The organism is Lysinibacillus sp. NPDC058147, assembly GCF_042884205.1.
Classification (GTDB): domain Bacteria; phylum Bacillota; class Bacilli; order Bacillales_A; family Planococcaceae; genus Lysinibacillus.
In genome coordinates this window covers 154,160-171,826 of sequence record NZ_JBHVUJ010000008.1, presented here as the reverse complement: position 1 = coordinate 171,826, position 17,667 = coordinate 154,160, and the positions used below count along the sequence as shown (strand labels likewise).

General features: G+C 39.1%; 24 protein-coding genes. All 24 read right to left on the bottom strand.

Features of this window, described 5'->3' with window-relative positions; genetic code table 11:
* Positions 1-17: 17 nt before the first annotated feature.
* Positions 18-203: a type Z 30S ribosomal protein S14 gene (locus ACFVT8_RS20520; RefSeq protein WP_004233656.1), complete on the bottom strand. Its 186-nt coding sequence runs from the start codon at positions 201-203 to the stop codon at positions 18-20.
* A 21-nt stretch (positions 204-224) separates the two neighbouring features.
* Positions 225-764: a 50S ribosomal protein L5 gene (gene rplE, locus ACFVT8_RS20515; RefSeq protein WP_004233654.1), complete on the bottom strand. Its 540-nt coding sequence runs from the start codon at positions 762-764 to the stop codon at positions 225-227.
* 27 nt (positions 765-791) lie between these two features.
* Complete coding sequence (gene rplX / locus ACFVT8_RS20510; RefSeq protein ID WP_053482809.1) at positions 792-1,100, bottom strand: 50S ribosomal protein L24; 309 nt, start codon at positions 1,098-1,100, stop codon at positions 792-794.
* 35 nt (positions 1,101-1,135) lie between these two features.
* Positions 1,136-1,504: a 50S ribosomal protein L14 gene (rplN, locus tag ACFVT8_RS20505; RefSeq protein ID WP_004233650.1), complete on the bottom strand. Its 369-nt coding sequence runs from the start codon at positions 1,502-1,504 to the stop codon at positions 1,136-1,138.
* A gap of 43 nt (positions 1,505-1,547) precedes the next feature.
* A complete protein-coding gene (rpsQ, locus tag ACFVT8_RS20500; protein WP_053482810.1) occupies positions 1,548-1,811 on the bottom strand; it encodes a 30S ribosomal protein S17 in 264 nt (87 codons plus the stop codon).
* Positions 1,812-1,829: 18 nt separating this feature from the next.
* Complete coding sequence (rpmC, locus tag ACFVT8_RS20495; RefSeq protein ID WP_049662852.1) at positions 1,830-2,030, bottom strand: 50S ribosomal protein L29; 201 nt, start codon at positions 2,028-2,030, stop codon at positions 1,830-1,832.
* Positions 2,020-2,454 (bottom strand): 50S ribosomal protein L16, encoded by a 435-nt coding sequence (gene rplP, locus ACFVT8_RS20490; RefSeq protein WP_010860599.1) that lies wholly within the window; start codon positions 2,452-2,454, stop codon positions 2,020-2,022. The genes rpmC and rplP overlap by 11 nt, the downstream gene beginning before the upstream one ends.
* A gap of 1 nt (position 2,455) precedes the next feature.
* Entirely contained in the window at positions 2,456-3,109 is a 654-nt protein-coding gene (gene rpsC / locus ACFVT8_RS20485) for a 30S ribosomal protein S3 (RefSeq protein ID WP_049662850.1), read from the bottom strand.
* Between the two features lie 3 nt (positions 3,110-3,112).
* Positions 3,113-3,457, bottom strand: a complete 345-nt coding sequence (rplV, locus tag ACFVT8_RS20480) for a 50S ribosomal protein L22 (protein ID WP_004233639.1) — start codon at positions 3,455-3,457, stop codon at positions 3,113-3,115.
* A 22-nt stretch (positions 3,458-3,479) separates the two neighbouring features.
* Positions 3,480-3,758 (bottom strand): 30S ribosomal protein S19, encoded by a 279-nt coding sequence (gene rpsS, locus ACFVT8_RS20475; RefSeq protein ID WP_036151954.1) that lies wholly within the window; start codon positions 3,756-3,758, stop codon positions 3,480-3,482.
* 60 nt (positions 3,759-3,818) lie between these two features.
* Positions 3,819-4,649 (bottom strand): 50S ribosomal protein L2, encoded by an 831-nt coding sequence (gene rplB / locus ACFVT8_RS20470; protein ID WP_036124661.1) that lies wholly within the window; start codon positions 4,647-4,649, stop codon positions 3,819-3,821.
* A gap of 47 nt (positions 4,650-4,696) precedes the next feature.
* Complete coding sequence (gene rplW, locus ACFVT8_RS20465; protein ID WP_053482811.1) at positions 4,697-4,981, bottom strand: 50S ribosomal protein L23; 285 nt, start codon at positions 4,979-4,981, stop codon at positions 4,697-4,699.
* Positions 4,981-5,604: a 50S ribosomal protein L4 gene (rplD, locus tag ACFVT8_RS20460; RefSeq protein ID WP_012296062.1), complete on the bottom strand. Its 624-nt coding sequence runs from the start codon at positions 5,602-5,604 to the stop codon at positions 4,981-4,983. The genes rplW and rplD overlap by 1 nt, the downstream gene beginning before the upstream one ends.
* Positions 5,605-5,630: 26 nt before the next feature.
* Positions 5,631-6,260, bottom strand: coding sequence for a 50S ribosomal protein L3 (rplC, locus tag ACFVT8_RS20455; RefSeq protein WP_142509896.1), 630 nt, complete (start codon positions 6,258-6,260; stop codon positions 5,631-5,633).
* A 45-nt stretch (positions 6,261-6,305) separates the two neighbouring features.
* Positions 6,306-6,614, bottom strand: coding sequence for a 30S ribosomal protein S10 (gene rpsJ / locus ACFVT8_RS20450; protein WP_004233624.1), 309 nt, complete (start codon positions 6,612-6,614; stop codon positions 6,306-6,308).
* 369 nt (positions 6,615-6,983) lie between these two features.
* A complete protein-coding gene (locus ACFVT8_RS20445; RefSeq protein ID WP_387084992.1) occupies positions 6,984-8,300 on the bottom strand; it encodes a Na+/H+ antiporter family protein in 1,317 nt (438 codons plus the stop codon).
* A gap of 159 nt (positions 8,301-8,459) precedes the next feature.
* On the bottom strand, positions 8,460-10,424 hold the full coding sequence (locus tag ACFVT8_RS20440) for an FtsX-like permease family protein (RefSeq protein ID WP_387084990.1): 1,965 nt from the start codon (positions 10,422-10,424) through the stop codon (positions 8,460-8,462).
* Positions 10,414-11,175 carry an ABC transporter ATP-binding protein gene (locus ACFVT8_RS20435; protein ID WP_132362691.1) on the bottom strand — a complete coding sequence of 254 codons (762 nt, stop codon included), beginning with the start codon at positions 11,173-11,175 and terminating at the stop codon, positions 10,414-10,416. The genes ACFVT8_RS20440 and ACFVT8_RS20435 overlap by 11 nt, the downstream gene beginning before the upstream one ends.
* Before the next feature lie 96 nt (positions 11,176-11,271).
* Positions 11,272-12,288, bottom strand: coding sequence for a sensor histidine kinase (locus tag ACFVT8_RS20430; RefSeq protein WP_387084988.1), 1,017 nt, complete (start codon positions 12,286-12,288; stop codon positions 11,272-11,274).
* Positions 12,289-12,294: 6 nt separating this feature from the next.
* On the bottom strand, positions 12,295-12,978 hold the full coding sequence (locus ACFVT8_RS20425; RefSeq protein WP_387085043.1) for a response regulator transcription factor: 684 nt from the start codon (positions 12,976-12,978) through the stop codon (positions 12,295-12,297).
* Positions 12,979-13,180: 202 nt separating this feature from the next.
* Positions 13,181-14,368, bottom strand: coding sequence for an elongation factor Tu (tuf, locus tag ACFVT8_RS20420; RefSeq protein WP_387084986.1), 1,188 nt, complete (start codon positions 14,366-14,368; stop codon positions 13,181-13,183).
* Between the two features lie 139 nt (positions 14,369-14,507).
* On the bottom strand, positions 14,508-16,586 hold the full coding sequence (fusA, locus tag ACFVT8_RS20415; protein WP_323654732.1) for an elongation factor G: 2,079 nt from the start codon (positions 16,584-16,586) through the stop codon (positions 14,508-14,510).
* A gap of 42 nt (positions 16,587-16,628) precedes the next feature.
* A complete protein-coding gene (gene rpsG, locus ACFVT8_RS20410; protein ID WP_132362681.1) occupies positions 16,629-17,099 on the bottom strand; it encodes a 30S ribosomal protein S7 in 471 nt (156 codons plus the stop codon).
* A gap of 147 nt (positions 17,100-17,246) precedes the next feature.
* Positions 17,247-17,666: a 30S ribosomal protein S12 gene (gene rpsL, locus ACFVT8_RS20405; RefSeq protein ID WP_008181595.1), complete on the bottom strand. Its 420-nt coding sequence runs from the start codon at positions 17,664-17,666 to the stop codon at positions 17,247-17,249.
* Position 17,667 lies beyond the last annotated feature (1 nt).

The window sequence follows — 17,667 nt, the reverse complement described above, 5'->3', positions numbered from 1 at the left end:
CTTCCCAAATTAGGGGATTACCAGCTGGCTTTTTTCACGCCAGGAATTTGTCCCTTATATGCAAGTTCTCGGAAACAAATACGGCAAAGTTTAAATTTACGATATACAGAGTGTGGACGGCCACAGCGTTCACAACGTGTATATTCTTGCACTTTAAACTTTTGCTTACGTTGTTGTTTAACGATCATAGATTTTTTAGCCACGTTTTCGCCCTCCTTGTTTAATTACTTTTGGAACGGCATACCGAATTGTGTCAATAACTCGCGAGCTTCTTCATCAGAATTCGCTGTCGTTACGATCACGATGTCCATACCGCGTACTTTTGAAACTTTATCGTAATCGATTTCTGGGAAAATTAATTGCTCTTTAACACCTAAAGTGTAGTTACCGCGACCATCGAATGCTTTTTTAGAAACACCACGGAAGTCACGTACACGAGGTAGTGAAATTGAGATTAATTTGTCCAAGAATTCATACATACGCTCACCGCGTAATGTAACTTTAGCACCGATAGGCATACCTTCACGTAGACGGAAACCTGCGATCGATTTTTTCGCTTTAGTTACTACTGGTTTTTGACCAGTGATAATTGTTAATTCTTCTACAGCTGCATCTAATGCTTTTGAGTTTTGAACTGCGTCACCAACACCCATGTTGATAACGATTTTCTCAACTTTCGGCAATTGCATAACTGATTTATATCCAAACTTGCTCATAAGAGCAGGAGAAACTTCATTTAAATATTTTTCTTTTAGGCGGCTCATTTGTGTACCTCCCTTCTTTTATAGAAATTAGTCGATTACTGCACCTGATTTTTTTGCAACACGAACTTTTTTACCGTTTTCGATTTTATAACCTACACGAGTCGGCTCGCCAGATTTAGGATCGATTAGCATTACGTTCGAAACGTGAATTGCAGCCTCTTGGCTTACAATTCCACCTTGTGGATTCAATTGGTTAGGTTTTACGTGTTTTTTCACGATGTTCACACCTTCAACAAGAACACGATCTTGTTTAGGGTAAGCAGCAAGAATAACGCCTTCTTTGCCTTTATCCTTACCAGTGATAACCTTAACCTTGTCACCTTTTTTTACATGCATGCTGTCGCACCTCCTTGATTGGCACTATCATGAAATTAAAGAACTTCTGGAGCTAGAGAAACGATTTTCATGAAGTTGCTGTCACGTAATTCACGTGCAACAGGTCCGAAAATACGAGTTCCGCGTGGTGATTTATCATCACGAATAATTACACAAGCATTTTCATCAAATTTGATGTACGTACCATCTTTACGACGTACGCCTGATTTAGTACGAACGATAACAGCTTTAACAACGTCACCCTTCTTAACAACGCCACCTGGTGTTGCTTTCTTAACTGTACAAACAACGATATCACCGATGTTAGCAGTTTTACGGCCAGAGCCACCAAGGACTTTAATTGTAAGAACTTCACGTGCACCTGAGTTGTCAGCAACTTTCATACGACTTTCTTGTTGGATCACTTAGGTTACCTCCCTTCGGAAATTGGTTGTTCCGAAATAGTTATTAAATAATAACCGCTTTTTCTACAACTTCAACTAGACGGAAACGTTTAGTAGCTGATAGCGGGCGAGTTTCCATGATACGTACGATATCACCGATTTTCGCTGTGTTTAACTCATCATGAGCCTTAAACTTTTTAGAGTATTTTACACGTTTACCGTAAAGCTTGTGCTTTTTGTGAGTTTCAACTAAAACAGAAATAGTTTTGTCCATTTTATCTGAAACAACGCGGCCCGTGTAAACTTTGCGTTGATTACGCTCAGTCATACTTGAAAACCTCCTTTATCAGTTATTTGCACTGATTTCTCTTTCACGAATAACAGTTTTCATACGCGCGATTGCTTTACGCACTTCACGAATACGAGCTGTGTTTTCTAATTGACCAGTCGCCAATTGGAAGCGAAGGTTGAAAAGCTCTTCTTTCAGTGATTTCACTTTTAACTCTAATTCAGAAGTGGCAAGGTCACGGATTTCATTAGCTTTCATTAGATTCACCACCAGTTTCTTGACGTTTTACGATCTTACATTTAACAGGAAGCTTATGTGATGCTAAACGAAGTGCTTCACGTGCGATCTCTTCAGATACACCAGCGATTTCGAACATTACTTTTCCTGGTTTTACTACTGCTACCCAACCTTCAGGAGAACCTTTACCAGAACCCATGCGGACTTCTAGAGGTTTTTTAGTGTAAGGTTTATGCGGGAAGATTTTAATCCAAACTTTACCGCCACGTTTCATGTAACGAGTCATCGCGATACGTGCAGATTCGATTTGACGGTTAGTAATCCAGCTAGCTGTTTGAGCTTGTAAGCCCCATTCGCCGAAAGATACTTCTTTACCGCCTTTCGCTTCGCCACGCATGTTTCCGCGGTGTTCACGACGGTATTTTACGCGTTTAGGCAATAACATATTATTTGCCTCCTTCCACAGATTTCTTCGTAGGAAGAACTTCACCACGGTAGATCCATACTTTAACGCCTAATTTACCGTAAGTAGTGTCAGCTTCTGCGTGTGCATAGTCGATGTCAGCACGTAGAGTATGAAGTGGAACAGTTCCTTCACTATAGTGTTCAGCACGCGCGATATCAGCGCCACCTAAACGACCAGATACTTGTGTTTTAATTCCTTTTGCACCAGCACGAATTGTGCGTTGGATCGCTTGCTTTTGCGCACGACGGAATGATACACGGTTTTCTAATTGACGAGCGATATTTTCAGCTACTAGACGAGCGTCAAGATCAGCACGTTTGATTTCGATAATGTTGATGTGTACACGTTTACCAGTTAAATCGCTAAGGTATTTACGAAGATTTTCAACTTCAGAACCACCTTTACCGATTACCATACCTGGTTTCGCAGTGTGAATTGTAATGTTTACACGGTTTGCAGCGCGTTCGATTTCTACTTTAGAAACAGAAGCGTCTTTAAGAGCCGTTTCAATATATTTACGCACTTTGATGTCTTCGTGAAGTAGAGTTGCATAGTCTTTTTCAGCGTACCATTTTGACTCCCAGTCACGAATAATACCAACGCGTAGTCCTATTGGATGTACTTTTTGACCCACGGATTAACCCTCCTTCTTCTCAGATACCACTAGAGTAATGTGGCTTGTGCGTTTGTTAATTGCGCTTGCACGTCCTTGTGCACGTGGACGGAAACGTTTTAATGTTGGACCTTCATCAACGAAAACTTCAGAAACTACTAAAGAGTTGATGTCAAGATCGTAGTTGTGTTCAGCGTTAGCAACTGCAGATTTTAATACTTTTTCAACGACTGGAGACGCCGCTTTTGGAGTATGACGTAAAATTGCAACTGCCTCACCAACTTGCTTACCTCGAATTAAGTCTACAACTAGACGGACTTTACGAGGAGCAATGCGAACAGTACGAGCGATAGCTTTAGCTTGTGTCATTAGGATTTACCTCCTCTCAAAATTAGCGTCTTGTTTTCTTGTCGTCTGCACCGTGACCTTTGTAAGCACGTGTCGGTGCGAACTCACCAAGTTTATGGCCAACCATATCTTCTGTTACGTATACAGGAACGTGTTTACGTCCATCATAAACAGCAATCGTTAAACCGATGAAGTTCGGGAAGATTGTAGAACGGCGAGACCAAGTTTTAATAACCTGTTTTTTCTCAGAAGCCTCTTGCGCTTCCACTTTTTTCATTAAGTGGTCATCAACAAAAGGTCCTTTTTTCAAGCTGCGACCCATGTAGGAACCTCCCTCCGTGATTCCACCACGGCTCTCACATAGAACCGTAGTTTAACCACTTTATTTTTTACGACTACGGATGATGAATTTATCCGATTTGTTTTTCTTCTTGCGAGTTTTGTAACCAAGTGCTGGTTTACCCCAAGGAGTCATTGGTGATTTACGTCCGATTGGAGAACGTCCTTCACCACCGCCGTGTGGGTGATCGTTAGGGTTCATTACAGAACCACGAACTTCTGGGCGTTTACCTAACCAACGGCTACGACCTGCTTTACCGATGTGTACTAGTTCGTGTTGTTCGTTACCAACTTGACCGATTGTAGCGCGGCAAGTAGCTAACACTAAACGTACTTCACCAGATTGTAGACGAACGATTACGTATTTGTCTTCACGACCAAGTACTTGAGCAGAAGTACCAGCAGAACGTACTAATTGTCCACCTTTACCAGGTTTTAACTCGATGTTATGGATAGTTGTACCCATTGGAATGTTTGCTAATGGTAATGCGTTACCTACTTTAATATCAGCATCTGGACCAGAAACGATTGTTTGACCAACCTCTAGACCTTTTGGTGCTAAGATGTAAGCTTTTGCTCCATCAGCGTAGTTGATTAATGCGATATTCGCAGAACGGTTTGGATCATATTCGATAGTAGCAACTTTAGCCGGAATGCCATCTTTTACACGTTTGAAATCGATAACACGGTATTGCTTCTTATGTCCACCGCCATGATGACGAACAGTGATTTTACCTTGGTTGTTACGACCAGCTTTGCGTTTAGTTGGTTCAAGCAATGATTTCTCAGGCTTGTTAGTTGTAATTTCCGCAAAGTCTAAAGACGTCATATTACGACGACCATTAGAGGTAGGTTTATACTTTTTAATCGCCATTGTGTTTCCCTCCTTCTTGATTGTTCAAATCATAAATCCATAAAGGATTACATTTCGAATAATTCGATTTCTTTGCTATCAGCAGTTAATTTAACAATCGCTTTACGACGTTTGTTAGTGTAACCACCATAACGGCCAACGCGTTTGAATTTACCTTTGTAGTTAAGAACGTTTACTTTCTCAACTGTTACACCAAAGATTTCTTCTACAGCGTCTTTTACTTGAGTTTTGTTAGCGCGAGTGTCTACTTCGAAAGTATACTTTTTCTCTGCCATAAGTTCTGAAGAACGCTCAGTAATGACTGGACGTTTTAAAATATCACGTGCTTCCATTATCCAAGCACCTCCTCAACTTTTTCTACTGCAGATTTTGTGAATACAACTTTTTCATGACCTAATAGATCAAGAACGTTGATTCCATTTGCAGTTAAAACTGTTACACCAGGGATGTTACGAGCAGATAATGCTACGTTTTCATCTAGGTCAGCAGTTACGAATAAAGATTTCTTCTCTAAAGAAAGATCTTTAAGGATTTTTGTGAATTCTTTTGTTTTTGGTGCTGCTAGTGTAAGAGCATCAAGAACTAAGAAGTTTTGTTCTACTACTTTAGCTGATAAAGCTGATTTAAGAGCTAAGCGGCGAACTTTTTTCGGTAATTTATAAGAGTAGCTACGTGGAGTTGGACCGAATACGATACCACCACCGCGCCATTGTGGAGAACGGATAGAACCTTGACGAGCACGACCAGTTCCTTTTTGACGCCATGGTTTACGACCACCACCAGCAACTTCAGAACGGTTTTTAACCTTGTGATTACCTTGACGAAGAGAAGCGCGTTGTGCTACTACAGCGTCGAATAATACTGCTTCATTTGGCTCGATTCCAAAAATCGCATCGTTTAATTCGATTTCACCAACTGAAGCACCTGTTTGACTAAGTACAGATACTTTTGTCATTCCTGTTTCCTCCTTTCCTTAGGTGATTACTTAGCTTTAATTGCAGTTTTAACTGTAACTAGAGCTTTTTTAGAACCAGGAACATTACCTTTAACAAGTAGTAAGTTACGTTCCGCATCAACTTTCACGATTTCTAAGTTTTGGATTGTAACTACAGTGCCACCCATTTGACCAGGTAATTTCTTTTGTTTGAATACGCGGTTCGGAGCAACTGGACCCATTGAACCAGGACGACGGTGGTAACGAGAACCGTGGGCCATAGGACCACGAGATTGACCATGGCGTTTAATTACACCTTGGAAACCTTTACCTTTAGTAACACCTGTTACATCAATTACATCGCCTTCTGCGAAAATTTCTACTTTGACTTCTTGACCAACTTCGTATTCTCCCACGTTTACGTTGCGGAATTCACGAATGAAGCGCTTAGGAGCAGTGTTCGCTTTTGCTACGTGACCTTGTTCTGGTTTGTTAGAAAGCTTAACACGCTTGTCTTCGAAACCAACTTGGATCGCTTCGTAGCCGTCTGTTTCAACAGTTTTCTTTTGAAGTACTACGTTTGGAGCAGCTTCGATAACTGTTACCGGAATTAAATCGCCGTTTTCAGCGAAAACTTGTGTCATACCAATTTTTCTACCTAAGATTCCTTTAGCCATTTGTCACACCTCCTGTAAGTTTTAAAAAAGTTATATTTTTTACCATTAAAGTTTGATTTCGATATCAACGCCAGATGGTAAATCAAGTTTCATTAACGCATCAACAGTTTGTGGTGTTGGGTTAACGATATCGATCAGACGTTTATGCGTACGCATTTCGAATTGTTCACGAGAATCTTTGTACTTGTGAACAGCACGAAGAATTGTGTACACAGACTTCTCAGTTGGAAGTGGAATCGGACCTGATACACTTGCACCTGAACGTTTTGCAGTTTCCACAATTTTTTCAGCAGACTGATCTAAAATACGGTGATCATACGCTTTTAAACGAATACGAATCTTTTGTTTTGCCATTATTTTCCCTCCTTCTCGCCTATTTTCTAGACATTCTCCACGAAAATTCTCCCACACACCGCCATGGCAAAGCGGCCGGGTGTGTCGGCAACCTCTCGTTTCATCGCAGTCAAAGACCAACATTCAACATTATACACAATAAAAAAAGAATAAGCAAGTCTTTTCGCTAAATTCTTTTAAATGTTGTAGATATTCTTACTACTAATATTTCTCGCTTATCTAAGCCGTTTACTAGTATATAAAATTTCAATGTACTTTGCAACACATAAGGCTATTATACCAACGTTTTCGGACATTTCTAACAATTATACAATGCCAATATGTAAAAAAAACAGTCTCTAATATTTAGAAACCGCTCTTACTATTACTTTATAAGAAGAACACACATGCAACCCAGCCAAATATAATAAGTGGGATGTTAATAAAAATAAACGTTGGCACACATGTATCCCAAATGTGATTATGCTGTCCATCAACATTTAAACCTGCAGTTGGTCCAAGAGTAGAATCTGAAGCAGGAGAGCCAGCGTCACCTAAAGCGCCTGCTGTACCTATTAGACAAATAATTGCCAAAGGACTCATGCCTAAACCTTGCGCAAGAGGAACAAACAAGGTTGCGATAATGGGTACTGTCGCAAAGGATGATCCAATCCCCATCGTCACAATTAAACCAATGACCAACATAATAAATATAGCTAAACTCGTATTCCCTCGAAGAATGTTTATCGAACCACTAATTAAGCTATCTACATGACCTGTGGCGTTAATAACAGATGCAAAGCCATTTGCTGCAATCATAACGAAACCAATGAAGGCCATCATCTTCATTCCCTCAGAAAGAATCTCATCTGCTTCTTTCCATTTAAGTGCACCAGTAAAATACATAATCATAATGCCTGCAAAAGCACCTACAATCATCGAATCAGTATAAATTTGTGCGCATAGTGAGACAATTAAAGCCAAAGTCGTTGAAACAATAACAAACTTACTAACATTAACATTTAAAGACTCTGTCTCCACATCATTATTTTTGTATTGTCGAGGCTTTCGGTAAACGAAGAAGGCTACACATAACCCAATTAGCATCCCTAGAGCGGGTATAGCCATCGCTACTGGTACATCACGGGAAGTTACCTCCATACCTGCCTTAGTTACTTGCGTAGAAACGATGTCTTGGAATATAGCCCCGAAGCCAGCAGGAACGAAACTATATGTCCCTATTAAACCAACAGCAATTAATGTTGCGATGATTCGTCGATCAACTTCTAGCATATTTAAAACTTTTAAGAGTGGCGGTATCAATAATGGGATAAAGGCTATATGAATTGGGATTAAATTTTGTGAGAAAATAGACATCATAAAGATCAGCAAGAAGATTAAAACCTTTACTAAACCTTTTCGATTACTTGTACCGTTTTTATTTAATATCTTTAAAATCCCTGCAATCATTAATTCAGGAATTCCTGTTTTTGAAATAGCAATAGCGAAGCCACCAAGCAATCCATAACTTAAAGCAATCGTTGCACCTGCTCCTAATCCTTCTGTAAATGATTGTACAGTTGCTTCAATACCCATGCCGCTTGTTAGACCTCCTGCAAAGGCCCCCAAAACAAGAGAAAGAACAACATTGATACGGAGCAAGCTTAATATTAACATGACAGCTACTGCCACAATTACTGCGTTCATTTCAACACTTCACTTTCGTACACTAGATTACTAATACATTAAACTTTAATCCTCTAATAGTCGAAAGTCAAGATATTTTTATACCCCTATAATAATTTTCTAAATTTAAACGACAAAAAAACAGCATGACCTAATCATACTGTTTTAGATTTCTTCCTATTATAATGATTCACGAATGACCTTTTTATAATAACCAACGGAAAGTACAGCGAAAATAGCATATAACGCTATATAGCAGCTCATAGCAATCCATAATGGTGCAGTTAATTCTGAGCCGAATAAAAACCATCCTGACTTTACAGCAAAGTAACTATGAAGCAGCCCTATTATTAATGGAACACCAAAATTAAAGGCTTGTTTCATATAAATACCTTTCATAATATCTTTTTCAGCGAAGCCAATCTTTCTTAATATCGTATAAGAATCTCGCTCCTCTTCAGCCTCAGACATTTGCTTAAAGTATAAAATACTACCCGTTGTCACTAAAAATGCTAAGCCTAAAAATGCTACGCCAAATATCGTAATTCCTAATGTTTCAATATTCTCTTTCCGTTCTTCTTCATAGGATTGTATAAAGTAGTTTTCGCCATTTGATTGCATATATAATTTCTCTGCTAGAGCTAAATCACTTTTATTCTTTAGATTTATAGTAGTTTGTTTATTCCACATATCAGGTACACCATTAGCAGCTAACTTTTCAAACAGTGCATCTGAAACTACGAAAATTGGTCCCCCAGGCCCAGAAGTCACAGTACCACTTATAATACTTTCATGTCGAACGTCTTTGACATGAAGCGTTTCTTCCTTAGTTGCCTCCTCTGAACCTCCTGTAGTGACAACTACATCACGATCCTTTTCAAGCGGAAACATCTCCGCCATATAACCACCATAATTTGTTAATATAACATCATTATCCGAAACGGCAGCTTCAGGATCAATTTGTTGATAATCAGAAAGTGGAATTATATAAATGATTCCTTTTAAACCAAAAAGGGGATTATCCTCATTTTGCTGACTTTCAGATAATAATTGTGTAAACGAAGCTGAAACACTCTGTAATCGGTAATCGCTTTTATTAAAAGCAATATTATTTTCTTCTAGCTTCTTTAAAAATTCCTGGTCCTTATCTTCAAGTAATACATAATCACCAGGTACTTGACTATATGCCGACGAATCTGATGAATAATACGAAATATAAGCTAAAGTTGTAAGCCCAAGTGAAACACCCGTTAAAACCGTTATAAGCGTTAAGGATTTCGCATTACCTTTCATACGATGCATAATCGGAGTTAATGCTAATACATCACGGACAGTTAAATGTCCATTTTTCTTAAGACGAATTGAATTCATAATAAATGCTACAGAGAAACGGAAAACAAGGAACGTTCCACCAATGGTAGTAGCTAAAATAATAATCATATTAAGCGTTAAATTACCATGAGAGTTTATATCGAAAAGCTTAGTTGATGCATAGTAGCCATATGCAATGAATACAAGTCCCAAAAAACCAATAACCATTTGTAAAGGACTGAAACGTTTTACGCGCTCATCGGCTTGCTTGGAAGCACTGAATAATGATAGTAATGATACGCGATAAATCATCCAAGCCATTTGCACAAGTACAATTACTAGTAGAATGGCAAATACTACGATAGACTGCTGTAATGCCTCTGTACTAAATGTCATCGTCACAAGTGCCTCTTTTTCGAGTACGCGCAGTAAAATCATTGCAAATAAGCGCGAACTAAAAAACCCTGCAAGCATACCTAAAATGACCGCGCCTACAAACAAGAGGATACTTTCTACCGCTAATAAACGTACGATAAGTCCCTTCGTCATCCCTATTAGCTGATACAATCCTATCTCCTTACTACGACGCTTCATAAAGAGATGGTTGGCATATAGGACGAAGAACAACACAATAAAATACAGCATATATGTTGCCGCAGAAAACCCCGCTTTGGCCGTACCGCTCTTCTCGACTGTAGAGAGTACTTCAGCATTATTTTGCAATGTCACAAAAGAAAAATATAAAGTAACACTAAAAATAAGTGCGAAAAAATATAAATAATAGTGCTTCATATTTTTCTTCATGCTGCGTAACACGAGCTTACTAAGACTCATAGCCGTCACCGCCTAGCACACTTTGCGTATGCATAATTTCTTGGAAAAATGCTTGTCTCGTTTTATCTCCTTTATATAGCTCACTATAAATGAGCCCGTCCTTCAAAAATAAGACACGTGTACAAAAACTCGCTGCTACTGCATCATGTGTAACCATCATAATCGTTGCTTTTTTTGACTCATTAATACTTTGTAGATTTTTCAAAAGTGCAGTGGCTGATTTTGAGTCAAGTGCCCCTGTAGGCTCATCAGCGAATACAAGCGACGGATTTGTAATAAGAGCACGAGCTGCTGATGTACGTTGCTTTTGACCACCTGATATTTCGTTTGGATATTTATTTAAAATCTCAGTAATACCTAATAAATGCGTAAGCTCTTTTAAGCGACTCTCTGCAACAGCCTTGGGTAGTCTACCTATAGCTAAAGGTAGTAGAATATTTTCTTTTACCGTAAGCGTATCTAACAAATTATAATCTTGAAATATGAATCCTAATTGTTCGCGACGGAAATTAGCTAACGCCTTCTCCTTCATACCACGCAAGTTTTGACCATTTATTTCAATAACACCTTCAGTTGCAAAGTCAATTGAACACAACACATTTAAAAGTGTTGTCTTCCCAGATCCAGAAGGTCCCATAATGCCAACAAATTCACCTTTATTAACTTCTAAATCGATGCCCTTTAAAACCTCTTGGGCTGTTGATTTTTTGCCATATACTTTTTTTACTTTACGACCAATTAAAACTGCCACTTGTAAACGCCCCTTTCTATAGTTCAAGTGTACCCTGTCTTCTTCTCTGATTCGTGTGTTTTACATGACAATATAAAAAGGTAGGTGACAATTTCGTCATCTACCTGTTAGTTTGACATATTCATTTTGCAATGGAAAACGTAATGTAAATATCGAACCTTTACCAATACTGGATTGGACAGTAATACGAACGCCGATTTTCTGTGCCACATTATGTGCTAAGTATAGACCCATACCTGTAGATTGTGCTGACTCTCTTCCAGCTGTCCCTGTATACGATTTATGAAAGATTCGAGGTAGATCCTCCTTACGAATACCAATACCTTCATCTTTTATATGTAATAGTGTTGCTCCAGTTGCATCTATTTCCGTAAAAATAAATACCTCTGAATTTGCAGGACTATATTTAATGGCATTGGACAGAATTTGTCGGATTATAAAGGCTAGCCATTTACCATCCGTCATCACTGCCTCTGTTAACTCTTCAACATCGAAACCGATACCTTTTTCAATACACCATGCCTGCAATGCTCTTATTTCCTTATAGACCACAGTTCTTAGCTCGATCTCTGTCATATAATTATCTTTTTCAATAGAAGATAAACGTGTTTGGTGTAGCTGCTGATCAACCAATAAATGTAGTCTTAACCACTCAGTCTCTAATTTACGACGTAGTGTCAAATCATCTACGTGATCCAGCATTAAATTAATTGAAGTTAAAGGCGCCTTTACTTCATGAACCCATGCGAGGAGTTCATCCGAATATTCTTGCAGCTGTACCTTTGCTTGATTTAACTCTGTGTTCTTGTCATAAAAAACATCTTCAATCTTCGTAAGGTATGCCGTTTGAAAAGGTGATAAAGCCAAACTTTTGCTATGCACATCATCCAGTTGGATTTCCACATTTCCCAGGAAATCCTTCAACTGTCTTACTTCTACAACATATCGCCAAATTAGAAAGATTATAAAACTAATAAGCACACTAATATTCATATACGAAATAGATATTCCCTCTAATCCAGCATCTAAAGAGAATAAAACATTGATAATAACCATGATAAAAACGACAAAGCCTATCCATGCAAGGCGTTCTCTAAAAAATAACATTAACATTGTCACTCACGTCCCTTGTGTTACAGCCATATAACCAAGTCCCTTTTTAGTTAAAATCGCTTCTTGTAAACCTATATCCTCAAGCTTAGTACGTAATCGATTAACATTTACCGACAATGTATTATCATTAACAAAGCGCTCATCATCCCATAACTTTCTCATTAAATCATCTCTAGAAACTATTTGATCGACCTTCTCTACTAAAATGCGTAGAATAAATAGTTCATTTTTAGTTAATGAAACAAGGTTACCCTCATACATAATTTCACTGCGTGCATAGTCAATAACTGCACCATTAAACCGTGTGACATCCATTGATTCTTCCATATAATCATATGTTCGGCGTAAAATAGCTTGTACCTTTGCTAGTAATACCTCCATATGGAAAGGCTTTTGTACAAAGTCATCTGCACCCATTTGCATTGCCATTACCATATCCATTGGGTGGTCTCGTGAAGATAGAAAAAGAATTGGCACCTTTGAGATATGACGTATTTCACGACACCAATGAAAACCATCGTAGGCTGGAAGCTGAATGTCAATCAATACAAGTTGTGGCTTTTGTTCAATAAAGTCATCCATCACCTTTTGAAAATCTTTTGGCCCCACAACCTGAAGCGACCACTGCGCAAAGCGAGTTTGAATCATTTCGAAAATTGATGGATCATCTTCAATCAGCAATATTTTCATCCCCATAAGCGATTTCTCCTTTCTATTCTCACTGTTATCATGTGGGTATATTTCATCTTTTTTTGGTATTTAGCCTACTATGTATACATAAAATAATCTAATTAAAATTGTATTACCTACAATCATTTCCTTATTTTAACACAAAAAAACCAATCTGTAAGCGTCCCTACAGATTGGTTTGGAAATTTAGCTTGCGCTAAAATTATTTTTGGATAGAAGCAACTACGCCAGCGCCTACAGTACGGCCACCCTCACGGATAGAGAATTTAGTACCTTCTTCAAGAGCGATTGGAGCGATAAGTTCTACTGTCATTTCGATGTTATCGCCAGGCATTACCATTTCAACGCCTTCTGGTAAGTTACAGATACCTGTTACGTCAGTTGTACGGAAGTAGAACTGAGGACGGTAGTTAGAGAAGAATGGAGTATGACGGCCACCCTCTTCTTTTGATAAAACATAAACTTCAGCTTTGAAGTTAGTGTGTGGAGTGATTGAGCCTGGTTTAGCTAATACTTGACCACGTTGGATTTCTTCACGAGCTACACCACGAAGTAAAGCACCGATGTTGTCACCAGCTTCAGCGTAGTCTAATAATTTACGGAACATTTCTACACCAGTTACAGTTGTAGATTTAGCTTCTTCAGTGATACCGATGATTTCAACAACGTCACCAACTTTAACTTGACCACGTTCAACACGGCCAGTTGCAACTGTACCACGACCAGTGATAGAGAATACGTCCTCTACTGGCATCATGAATGGTTTGTCAGTTTGACGTTCTGGAGTTGGGATGTAAGAATCTACAGCGTCCATTAATTCAATGATTTTTTCTTCCCATTCTGCTTCGCCTTCAAGAGCTTTAAGAGCAGAACCTTTGATTACAGGAAGATCATCACCTGGGAAGTCATATTCAGAAAGTAGGTCACGGATTTCCATTTCTACTAATTCTAATAATTCTTCGTCGTCTACCATATCACATTTGTTCATGAATACTACTAAGTATGGAACACCTACTTGACGAGATAAAAGGATGTGTTCACGAGTTTGTGGCATTGGGCCGTCAGCAGCAGATACTACTAAGATACCGCCGTCCATTTGAGCAGCACCAGTGATCATGTTTTTAACATAGTCAGCGTGTCCTGGGCAGTCAACGTGTGCATAGTGACGAGTATCAGTTTCGTATTCTACGTGAGAAGTATTGATTGTGATACCACGTTCTTTTTCTTCTGGAGCGTTATCGATATCAGCGTATGATTTAGCTTCCCCACCCATTTTTTTAGAAAGAACTGTTGCGATTGCAGCAGTTAAAGTAGTTTTACCATGGTCAACGTGTCCGATTGTACCAATGTTAGCATGCGTTTTTGAACGGTCGAATTTTTCTTTAGCCATTAGAGATTGCCTCCTCAAAATTATATGTTTATATTTTTTAAAAATTTATAGAATGATTGCTGATGGCGAACGGGCCCATCCACCATCCCACAATCATAGCTTACAAATTAGTTATACTTTATGCAAGATGAAAATTCAATTATTCACCTTTATTTTTTTTGACGATTTCAGCAGCGATTGATTTTGGTACTTCTTCATAATGATCGAATGTCATTGAGAATACACCGCGACCTTGTGTTGCTGAACGAAGAGTTGTTGCATAACCAAACATTTCCGATAAAGGAACCATTGCACGAACAACTTGAGAGTTACCGCGAGCTTCCATACCCTCAACGCGTCCGCGACGAGAAGTAATGTTACCCATGATATCACCAAGGTATTCTTCTGGAATTACAACTTCTACTTTCATCATTGGTTCTAAGATAACTGCATCACATTGTTTAGCAGCTTCTTTAAGAGCCATAGATGCAGCAATTTTGAACGCCATCTCATTCGAGTCAACGTCATGGTAAGAACCGAATACTAATTTCGCTTTAATGTCGATAAGTGGGTAACCAGCTACTACACCGCGGTCAAGAGAGTCACGAAGACCAGCTTCTACTGCAGGAATGTATTCACGAGGTACTACACCCCCAACGATAGCGTTTTCGAATTCAAAGCCTTTACCTTCTTCATTAGGAGAGAACTCAATCGTTACGTCTCCGTATTGTCCACGACCACCAGATTGGCGAGTGAATTTACCTTGAACTTTTGCAGAGCTACGGAATGTTTCACGGTAAGATACCATTGGAGCACCTACGTTAGCTTCTACTTTAAATTCACGGCGCATACGGTCAACTAAGATATCAAGGTGAAGCTCACCCATACCTGAGATGATTGTTTGACCAGTTTCTGTGTCAGTGTGAGCACGGAAAGTTGGATCCTCTTCTTGAAGTTTTTGTAAAGCTTGACCCATTTTATCTTGGTCAGCTTTTGATTTTGGTTCTACAGAAAGAGAAATTACTGGTTCAGGGAATTCCATTGATTCAAGAATAACTAGGTTTTTCTCGTCACATAGAGTATCACCAGTAGTAGTATCTTTAAGACCTACTGCTGCTGCGATGTCCCCAGCAAATACTTTAGAAATCTCTTCACGAGAGTTTGCGTGCATTTGTAGGATACGGCCTACGCGTTCACGTTTACCTTTAGAAGAGTTTTGTACGTATGAACCTGATTCTAAAGTTCCAGAATACACACGGAAGAAAGTTAACTTACCTACGAATGGGTCAGTCATAACTTTAAATGCAAGAGCTGAGAATGGCTCTTCATCTGAAGAATGACGTTCTAATTCCTCGTCACCATCAACATCAGTACCTTTAATTGCTGGTACATCTAATGGAGATGGTAAGTAATCGATAACTGCATCTAACATTGGGCGTACGCCTTTGTGTTTGAATGCTGTACCACAGATTACTGGGTAAAATTCTACTGCGATCGTAGCACGACGGATAGCCGCTTTAAGTTCAGCAACAGAAATTTCTTCGCCTTCTAAATATTTCTCCATGATTTCTTCATCAACACTTGCAACAGCATCGATTAATTTTTCACGGTATTCTTCAGCTTGTGCGCGGTGTTCTTCAGGGATTTCGCCTTGAGTCACTGCTGTACCTTTTTCATCGCCGTAGAAAGTAGCTTTCATTTCAACTAAGTCAATGATTGCTGAGAACTGATCTTCAGCTCCGATAGGTAATTGGATAGGGTGAGCGTTTGCTTGTAAACGTTCGTGTAGAGTTCCTACAGAATATAGGAAGTCTGCACCTGTTTTATCCATTTTGTTAATGAACACGATACGTGGAACGCCGTAAGTTGTAGCTTGACGCCATACTGTTTCAGTTTGAGGTTCAACACCAGATTGAGCATCAAGAACTGTTACAGCACCATCAAGTACGCGTAGTGAACGTTCAACTTCTACAGTGAAGTCTACGTGTCCAGGAGTATCGATGATGTTTACACGGTGGCCGTTCCATTGAGCTGTTGTCGCAGCAGAAGTGATTGTGATACCACGTTCTTGCTCTTGTTCCATCCAGTCCATTTGAGAAGCGCCTTCGTGAGTTTCACCGATTTTGTGAATCTTACCTGTGTAATAAAGGATACGCTCAGTAGTTGTTGTTTTACCAGCATCAATGTGAGCCATGATCCCAATATTACGAGTATTCTCTAGAGAGAATTCGCGTTTCATAAGGTATTTCTCCTTCCATATTGGGCTTATGCGATGTTTAGATTACCAACGGTAGTGAGCGAATGCTTTGTTCGCTTCTGCCATTTTGTGCATATCTTCACGTTTTTTAACTGATGCACCAGTGTTGTTAGAAGCATCAAGGATTTCGTTAGCTAAACGCTCTTCCATAGTTTTTTCACCACGAAGACGAGCGTAGTTAACTAGGTAACGAAGACCTAAAGTTGTACGACGTTCTGGACGTACTTCTACTGGTACTTGGTAGTTAGAACCACCAACACGGCGAGCGCGTACTTCAAGAACTGGCATTACGTTATTTAGAGCAGCTTCGAATACTTCAATTGGATTTTGACCAGAACGTTCTTTAACTAGATCGAACGCACCGTATAAAATCTTTTGAGAAGTACCTCTTTTACCATCAACCATCATTTTATTAATTAAACGAGTTACTAGTTTTGAACTATAAATTGGATCTGGTAACACGTCACGTTTGGAAACAGGACCTTTACGAGGCATGTGTTTTCCTCCTTTCGAATAATTATCGATTTATTTTATAAGAATTATCTCGCCATATTTGTCGCAAAAATTTCCAATCCGCTAGCGAGATTAGAAATTTTCGACAACTACTTGGCTCATTATTAAGCAACGCTCAATAATGTTAAATTATTTTTTTTCTTTAGGGCGTTTTGTTCCGTATTTAGAACGTGATTGTAAACGACCGTTTACACCAGCTGTATCAAGAGCTCCACGTACGATATGGTAACGAACACCCGCTAAGTCTTTTACGCGTCCGCCACGGATAAGAACAACACTGTGCTCTTGTAAGTTGTGGCCTTCACCTGGGATATAAGCTGTTACCTCGATTTGGTTAGTTAAACGTACACGAGCGTATTTACGTAACGCTGAGTTTGGTTTACGAGGTGTCATTGTACCTACACGAGTACAAACTCCGCGTTTTTGTGGAGATTTAACGTCAGTTAAAGATTTTTTAAATGAGTTATATCCTTTGTTTAACGCTGGTGATTTTGATTTCGTGCTTTTAGATTGACGAGGCTTACGTACTAATTGGTTAATTGTAGGCATC